The sequence below is a fragment of the Novosphingopyxis sp. YJ-S2-01 genome (assembly GCF_016093175.1).
GTDB classification, from domain to species: Bacteria; Pseudomonadota; Alphaproteobacteria; order Sphingomonadales; family Sphingomonadaceae; genus Novosphingopyxis; species Novosphingopyxis iocasae.
Genome location: NZ_JAEDAI010000001.1, coordinates 320981 through 343908, shown reverse-complemented (window position 1 = coordinate 343908; position 22928 = coordinate 320981). Strand labels below are relative to the sequence as shown.

Here is a 22928-nt window from a genome sequence, read left to right as displayed (position 1 = left end):
GGGCCGTGCGGCGCATCCGATTTATATCGCTTGGGAACCGAAGCGCCTGCTCCTACATCTTGCCTCTATGGCAGACGTACAGAAAACTTTCGCCGACGCGCCCACCATCATCCGGCGGGAGGATTACACGCCGCCCGCGTGGCTGGTGCCCGAAGTGGCGCTCGATTTCGATCTCGGCCTGGAAGAAACGCGGGTTTATTCCACGCTGAAGGTCGCGCGCAATCCCGACGCTGCGACGCGCGAGCCGCTGCGCTTGAAGGGCGACGGGATCGAGCCCGAAGAAGTCACCGTCGATGGCGAGCGGATCAACGACTGGCGGATGGAGGAGGGCGATCTCGTCCTGCCGCTGCCCGCGGACGCGCACCATATCGGCATCACCACCGCGCTGAAGCCTTCGGACAATACGCAACTGATGGGCCTCTACGCCTCGAACGGCATGCTGTGCACCCAGTGCGAGGCGGAGGGCTTCCGTCGCATCACCTTCCACCCGGACCGGCCCGACGTGCTGTCGCGCTACACCGTGCGGATGGAGGGCGATGCCAAGACCTTCCCCGTTCTGCTGTCCAATGGCGATCTGGTGGAGGAAGGCGAGGCCGAAAACGGGCGCCATTACGCCGTCTGGAACGATCCGCATCTGAAGCCCAGCTATCTGTTCGCGCTGGTGGCGGGCGATCTGGTGGTCAACCGCGATACGTTCACCACCATGAGCGGGCGCAAGGTGGATCTCGGTATTTTCGTGCGCGAGGGCGATCTCGATCGCACCGGCCACGCCATGACCGCGCTCAAAAATTCGATGAAGTGGGACGAGGAGACCTACGGGCGCGAATATGATCTCGATATCTTCAACATCGTCGCCGTCAGCGATTTCAACATGGGCGCGATGGAGAACAAGGGCCTCAACATCTTCAACACCCGGTACATCCTGGCCGATCCGGATACCGCGACGGACAATGATTATGACGGGATCGAAGGCGTCGTCGCCCATGAATATTTCCACAACTGGTCGGGAAACCGCGTCACCTGCCGGGACTGGTTCCAGCTTTCGCTGAAGGAAGGCTTCACCGTTCTGCGCGATCAGCAGTTCAGCGCCCATATGGGCTCCGAACCGGTCAAGCGGATCGAGGATGTGCGCATCCTGCGCGCCGCGCAGTTCCCGGAAGACGGCGGGCCGCTGGCCCATCCGATCCGCCCGGATTCCTACATGGAAATCTCGAACTTTTACACCGCGACCGTCTATAACAAGGGCGCCGAGGTGATCCGCATGATGCTGACCATGATCGGCAAGGATCGCTTCCGGAAGGGCACCGATCTCTATTTCGATCGCCATGACGGCGAAGCCGCGACCTGCGAGGATTTCGTCCGCGCGATCGAGGATGGCGGCGATGTGGACCTGAAACAGTTCCGCCGCTGGTACAGCGAGGCGGGCACGCCGCACGTGGCCGCCACGCTGCGCCACGAAGGCGATAGCGCGGTGCTGGAGCTGAAGCAGACCAAGGGCGCAGGGACAGAAGAGCCCGCCCCCAGCGAAATGGTGATCCCGCTGCGCATCGCGCTGTTCGACCGGGAGACCGGCCGCAATCTGCGCGAGGAGCTCGTTGTTCTCGATGCGCCGGAAAAGACGGTGCGGTTCGAGGGGCTCGAGGCGGCGCCCGTCCTCTCGATCAACCGCGGTTTTTCCGCGCCGATCATTCTCGACAACCGGCGCGATCCCGCCGATCTCGCCTTCCTGTCCGCGCATGAGGATGATCCGTTCGCGCGGTTCGAGGCGATGCAGCAGCTGATGATCGACCATCTGGTCGGCGTGATTGGCGGCGAGGCGGGTGACGAGAAGCTGATCGTCGATTCGATCGCCGCCGCGCTGGACGAAGACGGCATCGACCGCGCCTTCCTGGCCGAAATGGTGCAGCCGCCCGCCGAGAGTTTCCTGGGCGAACAGATGCTGGTGATTGACCCGGCGGCGATTCACGAAGCGCGCGCCGGGCTGCGCAAAACCATCGCCACGCGGCTGAAGGACCGCTGGCAGGCGCATTATGACGCCTGCTCATCGGTGCCTTTCTCGCTGGATGCGGACGCCAAGGCGGCGCGCAAGCTGCAGGGCGTGGCGCTGTCCTATCTGGCCGCTGCGGACGAGGATGCGGCGGCGGATCTGGCCTTTGCCCAGTTCGAACGCGCCGACAATATGACGCAGCGCCTGTCCGCGCTCGCCAGCCTGTCGCACGGGGCTTCGGACAAGCGCGAAGCGGCGTTCGATATCTTCTACAACCGCTACCGCGACGATGCGCTGGTGCTCGACAAATGGTTCGGGCTGCAGGCACTGTCTCTGCGCGACGACACGCTGGAGGCGGTGAAGGCGCTGGCGAACCATGCCGATTTCACCCTGAAGAACCCCAACCGCGTGCGCGCGCTTTATGGCAGCTTCACCGCCAATCAGGCGCGCTTCCACGATGAAAGCGGGGAGGGCTATCGCATGCTGGCCGATCTCATCATGACGCTGGACGACAAGAACGCCCAGCTCGCCGCACGCTTCGTGCCGACGCTCGGCCGCTGGCGCCGGTTCGAGGAGAAACGGTCGGTCCTGATGCGCGCCGAACTGGAGCGGATCGCGGACAAGCAGGGCCTGAGCAAGGACACGAGCGAACAGGTGCTGAAGAGCCTGGGTCGGTAATCCCAGCGCACTGCTATGAAAAATTCCGTTCGCCCTGAGCTTGTCGAAGGGCCGTTCTTCTTCCGCAACAACGGATCAAAAAAGGGCGGTGCTTCGACAGGCTCAGCACGAACGGATTCTATGATATGGTTCCGCTCATGATCGACGTACAAACCGCCCCCACGCTCACCGTTCCGCACGGCTTCCTTGGTCGTAAGGGCGGGGTATCGAACGGCCTCTATGGCGATCTCAATGTCGGCATCGGTTCGCAGGACGATGCGCTGGCCGTTGCCGAGAACCGGCGGCTCGCGGGCCGCGCGGTGATGGCCGATGCGCCGCTGCAGACGGTGTATCAGGTGCACGGACGCGATGTCATGACGCTCACCGGGCCGCTGCCCGCGGACGAACGCCCGAAAGCCGATGCGATGGTGACGGCGACGCCCGGCCTGCTGCTCGGCATCCTGACCGCGGACTGTGCGCCGGTGCTGCTGGCGGATGAGGAAGCGGGCGTGGTCGGCGCGGCGCATGCCGGTTGGAAGGGCGCGCTGGCCGGGGTCACCGATGCCACGATCGAGGCGATGGAAGCGCTCGGTGCAGACCGGAGCCGGATCGCCGCGGCCATCGGCCCCTGCATCGCGCAGGCGAGCTACGAGGTGGATGCGGGCTTCCTGCAGCGCTTTTGCGAGGACGCGCCCGAGAACGAACGCTTTTTCGCGGACGGGGCCGATGGGCACCATCAGTTCGATCTGGAAGGCTATGTCGCCGCGCGGCTGGCGGCGGCGGGTGTGACGCGGGTCGCCTGCCTCGGCCTCGATACCTATCGGCTGGAGGATCGCTATTTCAGTTACCGCCGCGCAACCCACCGGGAAGAGCCGGACTACGGGCGGCAGATATCGCTGATCGGCTTGGCGGCGCGCTGAGGCTGCGCCAGCTTCCCTTCATTGCCGTGTGGTTTCGGCTACTCGCAATGACAATTGGCCCTATCCCAATCCGTAAGTCCTGAGCCTGTCGAAGGACGTCTCTCGACTACGCGCCACGGACGATAGGCGCCCTTCGACAGGCTCAGGGCTACGGAATGTGGGGAAGGTTGGTTGGTATCCGGACCGCTCGCGGACTAGCAAAGCCCTCGCAGCACTGCATCCGCCCTGGATTGCCGCGTCGCCTTCGGCTCCTCGCAATGACGGCGTTCTGTATCATGCCGCTGGAAATGTAGGTTTTCGTCTGATCTGATCGCCTCATGCTCCCGCTTCCGCCCCATCCGAACCTCGCATTGCGCCATCTCGGCAACACCCGCAATTTTCCCGCTCTGGACAGTGTGAAGCAGTGTGAAGCATCCGTGCCGTTGCCCCTGGCGTTCGCAGTGCCTAGATGGGGCCTATCACCGGCCCTGCGGCCGGACCGAGACGACGTCGGCGGCGGAGATGCCCTTCTGCGGAGGTTAGAAGGCGCCGTGCCCCGCCCGGCAGCAGAACAGCTCCCGCCTTCCTGGGAGCGTGACGACAGGAAGGACATTCCATGAGCGATTCCAACGAGAACCCGCCCCTCGGCACCATGACGCCGCGCCGCCGCCCCAAGCCCGATGTGAAGGAGATTGGCGGTCGCAAGCTGAAGCCCTCCACGCTGATGATGGGCCACGGCTTCGATCCCAAGCTGTCCGAAGGCTCGCTGAAGGCACCGATCTTCCTCACCTCCACCTTCGCGTTCGAAAGCGCGGCGGCGGGCAAGCGCCATTTCGAGGGCATCACCGGCAAGCGCCCCGGCGGCGCCGAGGGGCTCGTCTACTCGCGCTTCAACAACCCCAATCAGGAGATCGTCGAGGATCGCCTCAGCGTGTGGGAAGAGTCGGAGGATGCGCTGGTCTTCTCCAGCGGGATGAGCGCGATCGCCACCACCATGCTGGCGCTCGCCAGCCAGAACGACGTGATCGTCCATTCCGGCCCGCTCTACGCGGCGACCGAGACGATGGTGGCCAAGATTCTGGCGAAGTTCGGCATAACCTTCCTCGATTTCCCGGCCACCGCATCGAACGAGGAGGTCAAGGAACTGCTGGGCCGCGCGAAGAAAATCGCCGACGACAAGGGATCGAAGGTGGCCGTGGTCTACCTCGAAAGCCCGGCCAACCCGACCAACGCGCTGGTCGACATCGAAGGCGTGTCCAAGGCACGCGACGAGGTGTTCGGCACGGGTGATGATATGCCGCCGGTGGCGATCGACAACACCTTCCTTGGCCCCCTCTGGCAGCGTCCGCTCAATCATGGTGCGGACATCGTGATCTACTCGCTGACCAAATATGTCGGTGGGCACAGCGATCTGGTGGCAGGTGCGGCGCTTGGCGAAAAGCGCTGGCTCGACCCGATCCGGGCGATGCGCAACACGATCGGCACGATCAGTGACCCCAACACCGCGTGGATGCTGCTGCGCAGCCTGGAGACGGTGGAACTGCGGATGGCGCGCGCGGGCGAAAATGCCGAAAAGGTCTGCACCTTCCTGAAAGGCCATCCGAAGGTGGAACGCGTCGGCTATCTCGGCTTCATCGAGGATCCTTCGCAGAAGGACATCTACGACCGGCATTGCCTGGGCGCCGGATCGACCTTCTCGCTGTTCGTGAAGGGCGGTGAGGAAGAGAGCTTCCGCTTCCTCGACAATCTGAAGCTCGCCAAGCTGGCGGTCAGCCTCGGCGGCACCGAAACGCTGGCCAGTCATCCCGCGGCGATGACGCACATTTCTGTCTCCGACGAGCGCAAGAAAGCACTTGGCATCACCGACAATCTGGTGCGCATCTCGATCGGTGTGGAAGACCCGGACGATCTGATTGCCGATTTCGAGCAGGCGCTCGACGCGGTATAACCACGGTTTGGCGCTTGTAAGGGCGCTGTGAATGGTCCATCTGCGCGGGTAATGAGTTTGCGCGCGGATTTCGACGAACAGAACGGAGAGGGCGGGCGCACGCTTGTCTTCTCCGGCAGTCTGTCGATCTCGCAGATCGGCAATCTATCGCGCCGCCTGCGTGATACGGACGATATCGCCGCCCTCGATATTTCGAACATCGAACATCTCGACACGGTCGGCGCCTGGCTGCTCGTGCGGACCGCGCGTGACAGCGATGCAGAGATCATCGGCTGCGACGATGATCAGCGCCAGCTAATCGAAGAAGTCCGCCGCTCGGACGAGCCGGTGGAACTGGAGCGCGATCACGGCCCGCCCTTCCGCGCCATGCTGGCCGAGGTGGGCGAGGCGACGATCGCGGGCTTTTCCAGCTTCATCGGACTGATCGCCTTTTTCGGGTCGACCGTGCTGGCCACCGGCCGCGTCTTGATGCACCCGCGCCGCATTCGCTGGAACGCGATCATTCAACGTTTCGACGTCGTGGGTGTGCGTGCGCTTGCCATCGTCGGATTGATGAGCTTCCTGATCGGCGTGGTCATCGCGCAGCAGGGCGCGGTTCAGCTGCGGGCGTTCGGCGCGGAAATCTTCACCATCAATCTCGTCGGCCGCCTCACCTTGCGTGAACTAGGCGTGCTGATGACGGCCATCATGGTCGCAGGCCGGTCCGGCAGTGCCTTTGCTGCGCAGATCGGTACGATGAAGCTGACCGAGGAAATCGATGCGATGCGCACGATCGGCGTGTCGCCGATGGAGGCGCTCGTCCTCCCCCGCGTTCTCGCCACCGTCCTGATGATGCCGCTCCTCACCGTCTATGCCTCGATTATCGCGATCGTCGGCGGCGGTCTGTTGTGCTGGATCGGGCTTGATATCCCGCCTGCGACCTTCGTCTCGCGGCTGCGCGAGGTGACCCCGATTACCGATCTGTGGATCGCGCTGATCAAGGCACCGGTCTTCGGTGCCATCGTCGCCATCGCGGGCTGCTATCAGGGCCTGCAGGTGGAAAATGATGCCGAACAGGTCGGTCTCAAGACTACCGCCGCAGTGGTGCAGGCGATCTTCATGGTGATTGTGCTCGACGCGTTTTTCGCCGTATTCTTCAGCGCATTGGGTTGGGTATGACGCGCAAGCAATCCCGCATTCCCGATACGGTGATCAAGGTCCGTGGGCTGAAGAACAGCTTCGGCGATCAGGTCATCCACGAAAATCTCGATCTCGACGTGTGCCGCGGCGAAGTCCTCGGCGTTGTGGGCGGGTCTGGCACGGGCAAGTCTGTGTTGATGCGTTCCATCATCGGGCTGCAGCAGCCTGATGCGGGCAAGATTCGCGTCTTCAACCACAATATGCTCGGCGAGATGGAGGAAGAAGAGGCGCTGGAGGAGGGCAGCGAGGCGCAGGACGTGCGCAAGCGCTGGGGCGTCTTGTTCCAGGGCGGTGCCTTGTTTTCCACCCTCACGGTCGCTGAAAACGTCCAGGTTCCCCTGCGCGAATTCTATCCGGACTTCACGCCCAGGCTGCTGGACGAACTGGCCCGGTACAAGATCAATCTTGTCGGTCTGCCCCCCGAATCCGCGAGCAAATACCCGTCGGAGCTTTCGGGCGGTATGAAGAAACGTGCAGGCCTTGCGCGGGCGCTGGCGATGGACCCGGACCTGCTGTTCCTGGACGAGCCGACCGCGGGCCTCGATCCGATCGGCGCGGCCAAGTTCGATGAACTGACGCGCAACCTGCAGGAAACGCTGGGCTTCACGGTCTTTCTCATCACGCACGATCTCGATACGCTGCACGCAATTTGCGACCGGGTGGCGGTGCTTGCGGACAAACATGTGATTGCAACCGGCACGATCGATGAACTGATCCAGCTGGATCATGAGTGGATCACCGAATATTTCACCGGCCCACGCGGCCGCGCCGCTCTTGGGGCGAAAGATCGCGTATCGGGTCAGGCAGCGCGGAATGATAGCGCGGCAAAGGCAATGGACAGCGCGCCCGACGGCGAGGCATAAGGCACAGACAATGGAAACCAAATCCAATCATGTACTTGTCGGCGCGGTCACGCTGATGCTCGTCACCGCTGCGGTGGTGCTCATCATCTGGCTCGCCCGGTTCGGCGAAGGCGACCGCAAGGAATATGACATCTTCTTCAAGAGCTCGGTAAGCGGCCTCGCACAGGGCTCCGGCGTGTCCTATTCGGGCGTGCCGATCGGTCAGGTGAAGGCGATCAAGCTCTGGGAGAACGACCCCGAGTTCGTCCGCGTACGTATCGCGGTGGACGATAGCGTGCCGATTCTGCAGGGCACGATGGCAACGGTGAGCGGCATCGGTTTTACCGGCGTATCGGAAATCCAGCTGAGCGGCGCGGTGAAGGGATCGCCGCCGATCGTGGAAGATGGGCCGGAGGGCGTGCCGGTGATCCCGACCAAGCCCGGTGCTCTGGGCGAGCTTCTGAACAATGCGCCGCTGCTGGTGGAACGCCTGTCGACGCTGACCGAGCGCCTGAGCGAGCTATTGTCCGAGGACAATCAGGAAAGCTTCTCGCAACTGCTGAACAACGTCGAATCGATTTCGGCAAGTTTTGCCGAGCAAGCGCCTGAACTGACCGCCGCGTTGCGCGATGCGCGCGTTGCTGTGCGCCAGGCCGGCGATGCGGCGCAGAAGATCGGCAATCTTGCCGACAGCACCGACAAGCTGGTGAACAGCGATGGCCAGCAACTGGCGGCCGAGCTGCGTGAGACCATGGCTTCGGCGCGGACCAGCATGAAAGCGCTTGAAAACACGGTGCAGGCCGCCCAGCCGGGCGTCACCAGCTTCTCCGAACAGACCGTGCCGGAAGTGAACCAGCTGGTGCGCGATCTGCAGGCCACCACGAAGTCGCTGAAAAGCATTACCGAGAAGGTCAATCGGGGCGGCGCCGGTTCGCTGATCTCGTCGCAGCCGCTGCCGGATTACAAAGGGAAATGAGACTGCCCATGAAAGCCCTGAGCTTGCTCGTTCTGGCACCGGCGGCGATGCTGTCGGCCTGCATAAGTTTCGGCCCCGATGCGCCGCCCTTCCTCCTTACGCTGACGCCGGACCAGACGGTTCAGGCCGGTACCGTAATGGCCGGCAGCCAGGCGAGCGCGTTGGTGGTCACGGAGCCATCCACGCCGCAGAAGCTCAGCGTCACGCGCATCCCGGTGACCAGCGCATCGGGCACCATCAGCTATCTTAAGGACGGCAGCTGGGCGGATACGCCTGCAAGCCTGTTCACCAGCCTGTTGTCGGAAACTATCGCGGCGCGCGGACGGCTTGTCCTTGATGAGGCGGAATCGGGCGGCAAATCGCAGGATTATCTTACCGGAGAGCTCGTCGATTTCGGCGTGTACGAAGCGCCCAGCCGGGCCGTGGTGACCTTTGATGCCGTGCGACGGCTGCCGCAGGGCCGGGTGGAAACGCGCCGGTTCACCGCGACCCGCCCGCTCACCAGCATCGATCCGGCAAATGCCGGTGCCTCGCTCAACAGCGCAGCGAATGAGGTGGCACAGGCGGTCGCCGCCTGGGTGGCCGGTTAAGCGAAGCCTTCCGGCGTCGGCCAGCCCGGCGCCGTAAAGCCGAGCACCTTGAACAGCTCGCCCATTTCATCAGGCGCGGTCAGCCGTTTCAGTGCAGCGGCGATCGCGCTGCGCTGATCGGGCGCAGCACTAGCCAGCGTTCGCGCCCGCGTCACGATGCCGAGCATCGCAAGCCACCGGCCCTGACCCACTGGGCCGTGAACGCCCATTTCCGCCACCCGGCCGATATTGGCGAGCTCCTGAAAATTGACATGGGCCGTCAGATCCACCGCTCCGGGATCGGCAAAGGGTTCTGCGCGGGCGTGATCCTTCACCGCCTGAAGTGTCTCGCCGATGCCGGATCGATCATATCCGTAATCGATAGCGAGAAGCGCTCCGCCCTGGGCGGCGATTCGGCGCAGCAGATCGAACAGGATGGTGGCGGCATCGGGGCTGTGTTCATAGATGCTGCCAACCGGAGCGCCGCGCACCGCGTCCGGCACGAGCGCGTCGACCGCGCGCGTACCGGTTTCGGCGGCAAAGCCATCATCGCCGTCCAGCGCCACCATCCGCTCGCGCCAGCCGTCTTCGGTCGCGATCATCTGGCGCACGGGCAAGGCGTCGAAAAACTCGTTGGCAACGATCAGCAGAGGGCCGTCACGCGGCAGACTTTCGATGCTGTCATGCCATTCGGCCAGGGGCAGCCGTTCACGCTGCGCCGATCGTAGCGCCGCACTGGTCTCCACCAGCTGGACCGAAGGCGACAGGCCAAATCCGGTGGCGGAACGCAGCGCATCATGCGCCAGCGTGCCGCGGCCCGGCCCCAGTTCCACATAATGGACCGGCTCGGGGCGGCCTGCGCGAATCCACAGATCGGCCAGCCACAGGCCCACCATTTCGCCGAACATCTGGCTGATCTCGGGCGCGGTGACGAAATCGCCGCCAGCGCCGAACGGATCGCCGGCCGCATAATAAGCGGCGTTGGCCTCTCGCATATATTCGGCAACGCTGATCGGGCCGGAGGCCGCGATCCGGCGCCGCAATTGGTCGGCGAGCGCCAGCTCTTCAGGCAATGCTGTCCTGACCGGCAACCGGTTCGATCCGCTGGCGCCGGCCTTTGGCGGTCAGCACGAGGAAGAGGCCGAGCAGGATCATCGGAATGGTGAGCCACTGGCCCATGCTCAGGCCGGTCTGATCGGCCAGCCACTGCAATTGGCGGTCCGGCTGGCGGAAATATTCCAGGAAAAAGCGTGAGGCACCGTAGACGATCGCGGTCACACCCATCAGGAAGCCGGGCTTGTAGCGCGCCTGTGTCTTCCAGAAGAAGTACCACAGGATCGTGAACAGCAGCACGCCTTCCAGACCTGCTTCGTAAAGCTGGCTGGGATGACGCGGCAGGCCGTCCCCGGTGGGGAAGATGACGGCCCAGGGAACATCCGTCGTGCGGCCCCAAAGCTCTCCGTTCACGAAATTGGCGAGCCGTCCGAAGAACAGGCCGAACGGGATGCAGCAGGCCACATAGTCGCAAATCCGCAGGAATTGCAGCTTGTGGACGCGCGAGAAGATGAAGATGGCAAGGATAGTACCGAGCGCGCCGCCATGCAGCGACATGCCGCCCTCCCACACCTTCAGGACATTCACCGGATTATCGAGCAGGCTCGGCTGGTAGAACAATACATAACCGATCCGCCCGCCCAGGATGATGCCCAGCGTGGCGTAGAAGATCATATCGTCGGCATGACGCCGCGCCATCGGCGCGCCGGGCGCATCCACCAGCTTGGTGAGATACCAATAGCCGATGAGGATCCCGGCCAGATAAGCGAGGGAATACCAACGCAGCTGAAAAAAGCCGAGATCGAGTGCAACCGGATCCAGTCCGAGATTGCTGTAGTTGATAAAGCTGCCGGCCTCGGCGAGCATGGATAGCATCGGCTCTTTCCCCCCGCGGAGTTGGGCCTCATATAGAGATAAAGCCAGTAAGGCCAACAGGAGAGATTACTTCATGCCCTCGGAACTTGACCGCCAGATCCAAGCCGCCGTCGCCGCGCTGTCCAAGCCAGGCGAGCTTCTGGAAACGCAAGGCTTTGAAAAGGACGGTGTGGCGCTGCCCGCGCTGGTGAAGGCTCCGCCGTCGCTCGCCCATTATATCGGGCACTTCTGTATGCAGCATAAGGACACCGAATTCCTGATCGACGGGGATTTGCGCCTGACCTTTGGTGAGGCCTATGAGGCCGCGCGCGTGCTGGCCGGCGGGTTGATCGCCAACAAGGGGATCGAAAAAGGGGACCGCGTCGGCATCGGTGCGCGCAATTCGGCCAACTGGGTCGTTGCCTATATGGCGGTGCTGATGGCCGGCGGGGTGGCGACCTTGCTCAACGGCTGGTGGCACGGCAGCGAATTCGCAGAGGCGATCAAGATGGTCGGCTGCAAGCTGGTGCTGGCCGATCCCAAGCGCGCCGCAAGGCTGGAAGGACAGGATCTCGGCGGCGCGGAGGTCTTCGTCTATGACAATTTCGTGGGCCCCCGCGAATCCTTTGCGCAGATCATGGAGGGCGCTGCGGCAGAAACCCCGCTCCCGGTTCTGAGCGGCGACGACAAGGCGACGATCCTGTTCACCTCCGGCTCGACCGGCCGTTCCAAGGGTGCCTGGTCCACCCACCGCGCGGTGGTGCAGGGCACGATGAACTATGTCGGGGGCACGATGGTGCTGTTGCAACTTGCCACTGCGCGCGGCGAGGCACCGAAATTCCCGCCCGCGACGCTGATGAACGTGCCGCTGTTTCATGTGACCGGCGAAGTGCCGATGCTGCTGCAGGGCTTTGCCATGGGCCGCAAACTCGTCATGATGCGCAAATGGGATGCGGAGGAGGCAATGCGCCTCATCGAAAAGGAAAAGATCACCTATTTCACCGGCGTACCGCTGATGAGCTATGAGATCGCAGTGCATCCCAAGCGCGGCGATTACGACCTTTCAAGCTGCACCATCATGGCTTCGGGCGGGGCACCGCGTCCTGCCGAACATGTCACCAAGATCAAGCAGGGCATGAAAGAGGGCGGCCCCGGTATCGGCTATGGCCTCACCGAAACGAACGCGGTGGGCTGCACCAACTTTTCGGACAATTATATCGACAAGCCGGACAGCACCGGTACGCCATCGCCGCCGCTGGTCGATCTTGGCATCCTGGATGATTTCGGCGCGCCGGTGCCGCAGGGAGAACGGGGCGAAGTCTGTATCCGTTCGATCGCCAATTTCGAGGGCTATTGGAACGACCCCGAGGCAACGCGCGCGGCGATTACAGATGATTTGTACTTCCGCACCGGCGACATCGGTTATGTCGATGAGGACGGCTATCTCTACATCGTGGACCGCAAGAAGGACATCATCATCCGCGGAGGCGAGAATATCGCCTGCACGGAGGTGGAAGCCGCGGCCTATGAGCATGAAGACATGGCCGAGCTTTGTGCCTTCGGCGTGGCCGATGATCATTATGGAGAAGTGGTCGGCATGGTCTATCTTCCGCGCGAGGGTGCCGATCTGGGCGCAGACGAATTGCGCTCTTTTCTCGAAAATCGCCTCGCCAAGTTCAAGGTGCCGCAATATCTCTGGAAGGCGGAAGAGATGCTGCCACGGTTGGGTACGCAGAAGATCGACCGCAAAACCCTGCGCGCGGAATATAATGCGAAGGTAGCAGGCGACGCGGCCTAGAGCGTTTGAGTTTGGGCAGCCTTGTGTCCATATCGGACCCATGAAGGCATTGCGCGACAAATTCGAAGGGCAGCGCGGCATCATCGATCGCCGCGCGCTCGCCGGCACCATCGATGGCCTGATCGCCGAACATGGCGGCAAGGAAGCGCGGCCCGCAATTCGCAATCTGCTGCAGGAGGCGCTTGCCGCTGGCCGTGCGGAGATCGCGCGCCGTCTGGAGGCGGAACCGACCGAGGGGCATGCCCGCGCGGCAGAGCAGGCGCATCTGATCGATCAGATCATCCGTCTGATCTACGATTATGTCACCGGGCAGCTCTACCCTTCAAGCAATCCATCCAGTTCGGAGCGCCTCTCGCTTCACGCGGTGGGCGGCTATGGTCGCGGTGAGATGGCACCGCATAGCGACGTCGATCTGGCCTTCCTCACGCCCTATAAACGTACCGGCTGGACCGAGCAGGTGGTGGAGGCCGTGCTCTACTTCCTGTGGGATCTCGGCCTGAAAATCGGCCATTCCAGCCGCTCGCTCGATGAGATGGTGAAGCTGGCGCGCGAGGATGTGACCATCCGTACCTCGCTACTGGAAGCACGCTTCATCTGGGGCGATCGCGGCATTTATGACGAGGCCGCCGAACGCTTCTGGAACGAAGTGGTGGCAGGCAGCGTGCCGCGCTTCATCCAGCAGAAGATCGAGGAGCGCGATGCGCGCCACCGGCGGATGGGCGATAGCCGTTATGTCGTCGAGCCCAATGTGAAGGAGGGCAAGGGCGGCCTGCGTGATCTGCAGACGCTCTACTGGATCGGCAAATATATGTACCGCGTGCCGCAGGCCGCCGAACTGGTGGCCGAAGGGCTGTTTACCCGCGCCGAATACCGCAAGTTCCGCCGTGCGGAGAACTTCCTTTGGGCGGTGCGCTGCCATTTGCACACGATTACCGGCCGCGCCGAGGACCGGCTGACCTTCGATCTGCAGCGCGAAGTGGCCGAGCGCATGGGCTATGCCGATCGGCCCGGCAGCTCATCGGTCGAGCGGTTCATGAAATTCTATTTCACCAATGCCAAGACCGTGGGCGACCTGACCGGCCTGTTCCTCAGCCATCTGGAAGAGGCGCAGGCCAAGCGCATGCACCACCGGTTTACGCGCCGGCCAAAATCGCTGAAAAAACTGAACGGCTTTCAGCTGGATCAGGGACGCATCGCCATTCCGGACGACGGTTTCTTCCGTGAGGATCCGGTGCGGCTGATCGAGATGTTCTGGCTGGCCGATCGCTATGGCTATGAAATTCACCCGCTCGCCATGCGCGCCGCGCGGCGCGATTCAAAAAGCATCGACGGCGAAGTGCGTCGTGATGGGCGCGCCAATCAGCTGTTTCTCGACGTGCTGAGCTCGCCGCGCGATCCGGCGATGGTGCTGCGCTGGATGAACGAGGCGACGGTCTTCGGCCGCTTCGTGCCGGAGTTTGGGCGCGTCGTCGCGCAGATGCAGTTCGACATGTATCACCATTATACCGTGGACGAGCACACGATTCGCGCGATCGGGCTGCTTAGTGATATCGAAAGCGGCAAGCTTGCCGAAGACCATCCGATCGCCACCGATATGCTGCCCAAGCTGAAGCATCGGCGCGTGCTTTATGTGGCGACCTTGCTGCATGACATCGCCAAGGGGCGCGGCGGCGATCACAGCGTGCTGGGCGCTCAGGTGGCGCTCAAGCTTTGCCCGCGGCTGGGGCTGGATGCGTCGGAAACCGAGCTCGTCAGCTGGCTCGTGCGCTATCATCTCCTGATGAGCGCCACCGCCTTCAAGCGCGATCTGGCCGATTACAAGACCATCGCCGATTTCACTGATCAGGTTCAGTCGATCGAGCGGCTGAAGCTTCTGTTGTTGCTGACGGTCGTCGATATCCGCGCGGTGGGGCCGGGTGTGTGGAACAGCTGGAAGCGCCAGCTTCTGGGCGATCTTTATTCCGCGGCGGAAGAGGTGCTGCGCCTCGGCCATAAGGAACATGGCCGCGCAGAACGGATCGAACAGAGCAAGGAGGCACTTAAGGCCGCGCTTGATCTGCCCGAGAAGGAATTCGCGCGGCTCGCCAAACGCTTTCCCGATGCCTACTGGATCGCGGAACCGGACGATATCGTGCTGCGCAATGCGCGAGATTTGCTCGCGGCAGGCGACGATGCGCTGTCGATCGACGCCTGTTATTATGCGGATCGCGGTGCCACCCTGGTCTCGGTCTATGCGGCCGACCATCCGGGCCTGTTCTATCGTATCGTCGGTGCGATTCACCTGGCCGGTGCGTCGGTGATCGACGCGCGCGTCCACACGACAACCGACGGCATGGCGATGGACAATTTCCTGGTACAGGATCCGCAAGGCCGCCCGTTTCGCGACGAAGATCAGTTGAAGCGGCTGGAAGATTCGATCGTCGAGGCGCTCACCAGCCGCTCGCGCATGGTCGACCGGCTCGAACAGCGCCCGCTGCCGCTGCCGCGTGCGGATGCGTTCGAGGTAGCCCCCTTCGTGGTGAGCGATAACGACGCGTCCAACCGCTTCACGGTGATCGAGGTGAATGCGCGCGACCGGCCGGCTTTGCTCAATAGCTTGGCCCAGGCGCTGTTCCGATCCAAGGCGATGATCCGCAGCGCGCACATCATGACCTACGGAGAACGCGCGGTCGATACGTTCTACGTGACCGATCTGCTAGGCGCCAAGATCGAGGGTTCGCAGCGGCTCAAGACGCTGGAAGCACGGCTGATGGAAGCGGCCAAGGGAGAGTTCGACGAGGAACGGCAGGTAGCCTGAGTGCTCGTGGATCCGATTTCGGCGCGCGGACCGTTAGAGCTGGTGCCCTGATCGATCGCGCTTGGTGTCCAGATAGGCATGGTTGTGCGGATTGGGCGCAATCTGGATCGGAACACGTTCTTTCACCGCGATACCCGCTTTCTCCAGCCCCGCTACCTTGGCGGGATTGTTGGTAAGCAGCCGCACCGCATCGATACCGAGCAGACCAAGCATGCGTGCGGCGACCGCAAAGTCGCGCGCGTCGTCGGCAAAGCCCAGCCGCCGGTTGGCGTCCACGGTGTCGAAGCCCTGATCCTGCAGATCATAAGCGCGCAGCTTGTTGACGAGGCCGATGCCGCGCCCTTCCTGGCGCAGGTAGAGCAGCACACCCCAACCATGATCGTCTATGCGGCGCACCGCCTCTGCCAGCTGCGGCCCGCAATCGCATTTGAGCGACCCGAAAACATCGCCAGTCAGGCATTCGCTATGCAGGCGCACCAGAGGCTGCCCATCGCGGCGCGATCCCACCATGAGCGCGACATGTTCGCGCGCGTCCGATTCGGCGCGGAACACGGTGATATGGCTATCCTCGGCCCCCAGCACGGGCAGGCGAGCCCGCGCCGCTATGCGTAGCTGCGCCGGATCGCGGTAGGCGGCGATATCGGCCGTGCTCGCGTGGTCGACGGCATCGTCTTCGCTGAGCACCAGCAGTGCCGGAAGGAGCCCGGCATGGCGCGCGAGCTCCAGCCCGCCGCGCGCCGCGTCCCCGGCATCCAGCGCAAGCGCCGTGAACGGCCCCTTGAAAGGTGTCGCAAGGTCGCGCGACGGGTCGGCGATCGCAATGATGGCAGGTCCCGTCAGCGGTTCGGGCGTTTTAATGAGAACCGGCGCTGCCCCGTGAGCAGCTTCACGCTGGTTGACGATTTTCAGCGTGGCCGCGCGCTCGGCAGAAATCAGCAGGGTTGCATCTGCGGGAATTGCATCCTCGAACAGCGTTTCAACCGAACGGACGGTAAGCGCGCCGTTTTTTCCTTCGATCCGTACCGGCCAGCCGCGGCGCAGCGCATCGATCGCGCGGGCGGCGCGGCGCGCATCGTCGGGCTGGCTCAAAGGCGGAATTCCGTAACGATGGGGATGTGATCGGAAGGGCGCAGCCAGCTGCGGCAGTCCTCATGCACCACATGGGAAACGGCATGGTCGGTGAGATCGGGTGTCACCCACATATGGTCCAGCCGCCGTCCGCGATCCGATTTGGTGTGGTCGCGCGCGCGGTAGCTCCACCAAGTGTAGAGTCGCTTGGGTGCCGCATGGAAATGGCGGCCGAGGTCCACCCAGTCTCCCGCCGCTTTCAGGCGGTCGAGCGTTTCGACTTCGATCGGTGTGTGGCTCACAACCTTCAGGAGTTGCTTGTGGCTCCAGACGTCGCTTTCCAGCGGCGCGACGTTGAAATCACCGGTCAGGATGGTGGGGTGTTCCAGCGTGCCGGACCAAGCGATCATACGCTCCAGAAAGTCCAGTTTCTGGCCGAATTTGGGGTTTTCTTCCCGATCCGGCACGTCGCCGCCTGCGGGCACATAGACATTTTCCAGCCGCCAGCCATTGGGCAGGCGCACGCCGAGATGCCTCGCCTCGCCATTGTTCTGCCAATCCAGCCGATCATCCTGCGACAGCGGGATCTTGCTGAGGATGCACACGCCGTGGTGCATCGGCTGGCCGTGGAGCATCTGGTGATTGTAGCCCAGCATGCGGAAGGGGCCTTCCGGGAACTGCGCATCGACCACCTTCGTCTCTTGCAGGCAAAGAATATCGGGCGATTCTTCCTTCAGAAAACGCTCAACGCTTTCCATGCGCGCGCGGACCGAGTTGATGTTCCAGGAGGCGATGCGGATCGTATTGGACATGCCGCAGGACTTAGGCGCGCATGGCCCAAAACCCAAGAGTGCAGTGCCGTTTGCAGGAGGCGCGGGGCCGTTGCGGTCACGCTTGCACCTGACAAAGCAAAACCCCCATCCCGGGGGCAAAAAGGGATGGGGGCCAAGCTTGCGTTCGTCACGCTTTGTCAGAAACGGCCGACAATAAGAGCGAGCAACAGGGGGGAACTCGCTCGATCGACCGTTCCTGTGATCTCCAATTACGCTTTCCGACCTGTCCACATCATGAACATGGCAGTCAGATTCCTGCTATGTCCGCGGTCCGTAGCTTGCCCGGAACGCCCTATCGACGGCCGCGCGGTCGCGGATCGGTCCAGCGGAAACTATTGTCCGAGACGCTTGCGTTGAACTTCTGGTTTTTCAGCCGAACCGTGGTGCGGTTGTTCTGCGAATCCAGCGCGACCCAGCTATCGAGCATCAGCCCGCCCGGTGCGTTCGGATTGCGCACGAAGATCATGCTGAGCACGCCATATTCAGGATGCTTCGGGTCCTTCACATCGACCCGGACGACATTGTTGTTTCCGGTGCTGACGACCCGTCCATATTTGGCGAGGTTGTGATCGGGATCGAGTAGTGCCGACAGCGGGCTGTTGGCGATCGGCCAGCGTTGTACCTGCTTCACTTCATAATCGATCATGGTCAGCGCCTTGCCATCGGCGACGATCAGCAACGGCACATCCTTCTGATACTGGAAGCGAATGCGGCCCGGCCGCTTCAGGATCAGCTTGCCAGTCAGCGTCTGGCCGGAGCGATCGCTCTGGGTGAAATCCGCGGTCATGGTGTTCGCGGCCTTCAAATGCGCAGCAACGCGGGCAAGATCGGGCGAGGCGGCGGGCGCCGCGATGGCGGCGGGGGCCAGGCTCACGGCCATCGGCGCTGCTGCCAAGGCGGCAGCCGCAAGGGCTATGGATTTGCGAACCATGAAATAACTCCTGATATTTTCGGAGGATAGAATTAGCCGAAAGGCGTTGAATAAGGACTGAACCCCGGCACCGGTTCCCGTTCAGACGCCAAGCGACCCCTCATTCCCCGAAGGCATCGCGCAGCACATCGCGGCGGCCGACATGGTTCGGCGGAGAGACCAGCCCTTCCTCTTCCATCCGCTCGATCAAGCGGGCGGCGCTGTTGTAGCCGATGCGCAGCTGACGCTGCAGCCAGCTGGTCGATGCCTTCTGACTTTCGAACACGAGCTGGCAGGCCTTGCGATACTGCGCATCCTCTGCGCTGTCCGCGGGACCGATGCCTTCCAGTGCGAACCCGCCGTCCTCCGGCTCTTCGGTGACCGACTGGACATAGTCCGGCTGGCCCTGCTGGCGCCAATGGTCCGCGACGCGCCGCACCTCGTCGTCGCTGACAAAGGGCCCGTGGATACGCGTCAACTGCTTGCCGCCGGCCATATAGAGCATGTCGCCCTTGCCGAGCAGCTGTTCGGCACCCTGCTCGCCCAGGATCGTGCGGCTGTCGATTTTAGAGGTGACGTGGAAGCTGATGCGTGTGGGGAGGTTCGCCTTGATCACGCCGGTGATGACGTCGACCGAGGGGCGCTGCGTCGCCATGATCAGGTGGATGCCCGCCGCGCGCGCCTTCTGCGCCAGCCGCTGGATCAGGAACTCCACTTCCTTGCCCGCGGTCATCATAAGGTCGGCCAGCTCATCGACGATCACGACGATCTGCGGCATCTCCTCATATTCCAGCTGCTCTTCTTCATATTCCGGCTGGCCGGTGGCGGGATCGTAACCGATCTGCACCTTGCGCCCCAGCGGCGCACCTTTCGCCTTGGCCGCACGCACCTTTTCGTTGAAATTGGCGAGGTTTCGCACGGATAGGCTCGCCATCATCCGGTAGCGATCCTCCATCTGCTCAACCGCCCATTTCAGCGCCCGAATCGCCTTGGCCGGCTCGGTCACCACGGGCGCGAGAAGGTGCGGGATATCGTCATAGGTGCTGAGTTCCAGCATCTTGGGATCGATCATGATCATGCGGCACTGGTCCGGGGTCAGCCGGTAGAGCAGCGACAGGATCATGCAATTGAGGCCCACCGACTTGCCCGAGCCGGTGGTGCCGGCAACCAGAAGATGCGGCATCGGCGACAGGTCCGCGACCACCGGATCGCCGGAGATATTCTTGCCCAGAATGATCGGCAGATTGCCGTTCTGTTCGGCAAAGGCGCTAGACTGGATCATCTCCTGCAGCACCACCGCCTCGCGGGTCTTGTTGGGCAGCTCAATGCCCAGGATCGCGCGGCCCGGCACGGTGGAGACGCGGGCGGACAGCGCGGACATGTTGCGGGCAATGTCCTCGGCCAGCGAAACGACGCGGGCCGCCTTGGTACCCGGCGCGGGCTCCAGCTCGTACATCGTGACGACGGGGCCGGGGCGTACTGCCTTGATTTCCCCCTGCACGCGAAAATCCTCGAGCACCGACTCCAGCAGCCGGGCGTTGCGTTCCAGTGCGGCCTTGTCGAGCTTGGGTGCTTCGTTGGGCGGCGGCGGATCGAGCAGATCGGCGGACGGCAGCGAATAGGGGCCGAAAAAGTCCCCCTGCCGCGCATTGGTGAGCGTTGCCTTTGCGGGTGAAACCTTGCGGTCCGCAATTTCCGGCGGCGGGCGATCATCGGGCTTGACCTGCGGACGCGGCGCGGCGGGCGGGGGCGGGGCTTCGGTTTCTTCCTCGTCCCGATCGGGCCTGGCAAACACGAGCTCGCTTGCCTCACCGCCCTTCCGGACGCGCAGGGCGGGCAGCTTGACCGCCGGGATGCGCAGAAGCGGCCTGTTCAGTTCCAGCGAAACCACCACCAGCGCCAGTCCGCCGATCAGCGTCGCCGCGATCAGCAGGAAGCGCAGAAAACCGCGCCAGCCTTCGCCGGCGATGCCGACCAGCGCCTCGGCTCCGTTGTTCAAAAGGAGAGAGGGGATGCCGCCCCAGCCGGCCGGCAGCCCAACCTCTGCATCGCGGCCTGCATAGCCGATCGCGAAAGCGACGAGCAGCGCTCCCAGAAGGCATAGCGCAATCTGCCGCAGCCAATTGGGTTGCGGTACGTCCCGCCAGAGCCGCCGTGTAAAGATCGCGCCGAGCGGTGCGAACAGGATCGCCGCGATCCCGAAAGTGCTGAGCACAGCGTCTGCCAGATAGGCACCGGTCTGGCCGAACCAGTTATGCGGCGCGGTGGCTGCGTCGGTGTTGAAAGCGTTGTCGGCGGGCGAATAGCTCAGCAGCGCAATCGTATAGATCGCGGTCAGAGCAGCGAGCAGCGCAGCACCGATAAGGCCCGCCGAGCGCGCAATGCTGGCGCGCATCAGCGCCTGCCATTCCGCTTCCTTCGGCTTGTCCGCGCGGCTTGCCATTTACCATGTTCCCCTTTTGACGCCTGCCTTTTGCGCCAGGCCAAGACTCCGCGTCAAGCGCCGGGGCGATTGCGCCCGCGCGCCAAGGCTTTACATGGAAGGAAGCGAACGCAAGCGGAGACGGACGATGGAGCAGGCGGCGATCATTCTAGGCGGTGGGCTCATCGGCTTGACGCAGGCGCTCGCGCTCGCCTCTCAAGGCGTGGCATGTCATGTGGTCGAACGCTTCGATCCGGACGCGATGGCAACGCGGGGGTTCGATGGGCGCACGTCCGCGGTTTCGAGCTCGAGCATGGCGATGCTCGATACGATCGGCCTTGCTGAAATGTTGGAAGGCAAAGGCTGCGCGATCGAGACGATCGAGGTGATCGACAATCTGCGTCCCGGTGGACTGGATTTCCGCTCTGAACGGGCGGGCGATGCGCTCGGCACCATGTACGAAAACCATTTTCTGCGCCGCACCCTGTTCGATGCCGCAAAGGCCAATGAGCGCATCACGCTGCATCTGGGACAGGATGTTGTCGAGCGGCGGATCGAACCGGCGGCTGCGCATGTGGTTCTGGCGGACGGCACCGATCTTGCCGCGCCGCTGCTGATCGCCGCGGAAGGGCGTGGCAGCGAAACGCGTGAGCAGATGGGTATCGCTCCGGCGCGCTGGCAATATGATCACAGCGCTATTGTCGGCGCGGTCTATCATGAGCGCCCGCATGAAAATGTGGCCTATGAGATATTCTTTTCGACGGGGCCGTTCGCCCTGCTGCCGATGCTGGATAGTGAGGACGGTCGGCATCGCTCGGCCATCGTCTGGTCGATCCCCCGGTCCGAGGCCCCGGCTTATCTGAAGCTTTCCGATCGCGGTTTTGCAGCGGAATTGGAAAAGGCGAGCGGCGGCGTGCTGGGCAAGATCGAAATGGCGGCGCCGCGCAGCAGCTATCCATTGGGCTTCCATCACAGCGCGCGGGTGACGGGCGCGCGCACGGTGCTGATTGGTGATGCCGGCCATGGCATCCACCCGATTGCCGGGCAGGGGCTGAACCTGGGGTTCCGCGATGTCGCAGCGCTCACCGAAGTGTTGGTGGACGGCATGCGACTGGGTCTGGAACCGGGCGATGCGCAGCTCTTGGAACGCTATGAGCGCTGGCGCGGGCTGGACACCTTGATGGTGGCGATGGCCACGGATGGTCTCAACCGCCTGTTCGGTATTCCGGGCAAGTCGGCCTCTGCCGTCCGCCGGTTTGGCATGGGCCTCGTCTCACGCGCCAAGCCGCTGCAAGGCTTTTTCATGGATGAGGCGCGCGGTACGAGCGGCGCCATGCCCAAGCTGTTGCAGGGCATCCCGATCTAGTCAGCCCATGGAAACGAAAAACGCCGCCCGGAGAAGCCGGACGGCGCTTTTTGTCATCGGCTTGGGCCGTAGTGATCAGCGGACGGCCTGAACGTCCTGCTGCGTTACCGGCGTGATGCGAATTTCCACGCGGCGGTTGGCGGCGCGGCCTTCTTCGGTAGCGTTGCTCGCCTTGGGCTGGCTTTCGCCATAGCCGAGCGTCGCCATGCGTGCGCGGTTGACGCCTTGCGAAGCGAGATAATCGGCCACCGCATTGGCGCGGCGTTCGGACAGTGCCTGGTTGTACTGCTCGCTGCCCGTCGAATCCGTATGGCCCAGCACGTCGATATAGGTGTTGGGATATTCGTTCAGCGTGGTCGCGACCTGGTTCAACGTGTTGCGGAACTGTGCATCGATATTGGAGCTATCGACCGCAAAAGTGATCGAGCTGGGCAGATCGAGCACCAGATTGTCACCATCACGAATGACGTCGACGCCGGTGCCGGCGGTCTGTTCCTTCAGCTTCTGTTCCTGACGGTCCATATAGTAACCGACGCCGCCGCCCGCGACGGCACCGATGCCCGCGCCCACGATCTTGGCGGTGCGATCGTTGCGACCGCCGACGAGATCGCCCAATAGATAGCCGCCCAATGCACCGACGCCCGCGCCAATCGCAGAGCGGTAAGCAAACTCTTTCTCGCCCGTATTAGGGTTGGTAACGCAGGCGGAAACGGTTAGCGCAGCGGCCGATGCGGTTGCGATCAGTGCTGCGGAACGGGGAAATTTCATT

General features: G+C 63.1%; 17 protein-coding genes. 10 read left to right on the top strand and 7 right to left on the bottom strand.

Annotation, left to right across the window (positions count from 1 at the left end):
• Positions 1–67 precede the first annotated feature (67 nt).
• The 7 genes from pepN to I6A82_RS01555 all read left to right on the top strand — a co-directional run bounded on the left by pepN (position 68) and on the right by I6A82_RS01555 (position 9078).
• Positions 68–2665, top strand: a complete 2598-nt coding sequence (pepN, locus tag I6A82_RS01585; protein ID WP_198093451.1) for an aminopeptidase N — start codon at positions 68–70, stop codon at positions 2663–2665.
• A gap of 125 nt (positions 2666–2790) precedes the next feature.
• Positions 2791–3564, top strand: a complete 774-nt coding sequence (pgeF, locus tag I6A82_RS01580) for a peptidoglycan editing factor PgeF (protein WP_232343209.1) — start codon at positions 2791–2793, stop codon at positions 3562–3564.
• 595 nt (positions 3565–4159) lie between these two features.
• On the top strand, positions 4160–5491 hold the full coding sequence (locus I6A82_RS01575) for a cystathionine gamma-synthase family protein (RefSeq protein ID WP_198093450.1): 1332 nt from the start codon (positions 4160–4162) through the stop codon (positions 5489–5491).
• Positions 5492–5542: 51 nt separating this feature from the next.
• On the top strand, positions 5543–6649 hold the full coding sequence (locus I6A82_RS01570) for an MlaE family ABC transporter permease (RefSeq protein ID WP_187334725.1): 1107 nt from the start codon (positions 5543–5545) through the stop codon (positions 6647–6649).
• Positions 6646–7533, top strand: a complete 888-nt coding sequence (locus tag I6A82_RS01565) for an ABC transporter ATP-binding protein (protein ID WP_198093449.1) — start codon at positions 6646–6648, stop codon at positions 7531–7533. Before I6A82_RS01570 ends, I6A82_RS01565 begins: the two co-directional genes overlap by 4 nt.
• A 10-nt stretch (positions 7534–7543) precedes the next feature.
• Positions 7544–8488: an MlaD family protein gene (locus tag I6A82_RS01560; protein ID WP_198093448.1), complete on the top strand. Its 945-nt coding sequence runs from the start codon at positions 7544–7546 to the stop codon at positions 8486–8488.
• Positions 8489–8496: 8 nt separating this feature from the next.
• Complete coding sequence (locus I6A82_RS01555; RefSeq protein ID WP_187334722.1) at positions 8497–9078, top strand: ABC-type transport auxiliary lipoprotein family protein; 582 nt, start codon at positions 8497–8499, stop codon at positions 9076–9078.
• Here the strand turns inward: I6A82_RS01555 and I6A82_RS01550 are convergent.
• Positions 9075–10130: a class I SAM-dependent methyltransferase gene (locus I6A82_RS01550; protein ID WP_232343203.1), complete on the bottom strand. Its 1056-nt coding sequence runs from the start codon at positions 10128–10130 to the stop codon at positions 9075–9077. The genes I6A82_RS01555 and I6A82_RS01550 overlap by 4 nt on opposite strands.
• The gene (gene lgt / locus I6A82_RS01545) at positions 10123–10986 is read right to left on the bottom strand and encodes a prolipoprotein diacylglyceryl transferase (RefSeq protein WP_198093447.1); all 864 of its coding nucleotides are present in this window, start codon (positions 10984–10986) and stop codon (positions 10123–10125) included. Before lgt ends, I6A82_RS01550 begins: the two co-directional genes overlap by 8 nt.
• Before the next feature lie 73 nt (positions 10987–11059).
• Here lgt and I6A82_RS01540 point away from each other — a divergent pair, with 73 nt between their 5' ends.
• Complete coding sequence (locus I6A82_RS01540) at positions 11060–12763, top strand: class I adenylate-forming enzyme family protein (protein ID WP_198093446.1); 1704 nt, start codon at positions 11060–11062, stop codon at positions 12761–12763.
• A 40-nt stretch (positions 12764–12803) separates the two neighbouring features.
• Positions 12804–15560: a [protein-PII] uridylyltransferase gene (locus I6A82_RS01535; protein ID WP_198093445.1), complete on the top strand. Its 2757-nt coding sequence runs from the start codon at positions 12804–12806 to the stop codon at positions 15558–15560.
• A gap of 33 nt (positions 15561–15593) precedes the next feature.
• Here the strand turns inward: I6A82_RS01535 and ribA are convergent, their stop codons facing one another.
• The 4 genes from ribA to I6A82_RS01515 form a co-directional block, all read right to left on the bottom strand.
• Positions 15594–16649 carry a GTP cyclohydrolase II gene (gene ribA, locus I6A82_RS01530; RefSeq protein WP_198093444.1) on the bottom strand — a complete coding sequence of 352 codons (1056 nt, stop codon included), beginning with the start codon at positions 16647–16649 and terminating at the stop codon, positions 15594–15596.
• Positions 16646–17440: an exodeoxyribonuclease III gene (xth, locus tag I6A82_RS01525; protein ID WP_198093443.1), complete on the bottom strand. Its 795-nt coding sequence runs from the start codon at positions 17438–17440 to the stop codon at positions 16646–16648. The genes ribA and xth overlap by 4 nt, the downstream gene beginning before the upstream one ends.
• Positions 17441–17753: 313 nt before the next feature.
• Complete coding sequence (locus I6A82_RS01520; protein ID WP_187334717.1) at positions 17754–18392, bottom strand: LolA family protein; 639 nt, start codon at positions 18390–18392, stop codon at positions 17754–17756.
• Between the two features lie 100 nt (positions 18393–18492).
• Positions 18493–20814, bottom strand: a complete 2322-nt coding sequence (locus I6A82_RS01515; RefSeq protein WP_198093442.1) for a DNA translocase FtsK — start codon at positions 20812–20814, stop codon at positions 18493–18495.
• A 94-nt stretch (positions 20815–20908) separates the two neighbouring features.
• Here I6A82_RS01515 and I6A82_RS01510 point away from each other — a divergent pair, with 94 nt between their 5' ends.
• Positions 20909–22159: an FAD-dependent monooxygenase gene (locus I6A82_RS01510; protein ID WP_232343198.1), complete on the top strand. Its 1251-nt coding sequence runs from the start codon at positions 20909–20911 to the stop codon at positions 22157–22159.
• 75 nt (positions 22160–22234) lie between these two features.
• On the opposite strand, the gene I6A82_RS01505 is transcribed toward I6A82_RS01510, so the two are convergent.
• Positions 22235–22927 (bottom strand): OmpA family protein, encoded by a 693-nt coding sequence (locus tag I6A82_RS01505; RefSeq protein WP_187334715.1) that lies wholly within the window; start codon positions 22925–22927, stop codon positions 22235–22237.
• Between the last annotated feature and the right edge of the window lies 1 nt (position 22928).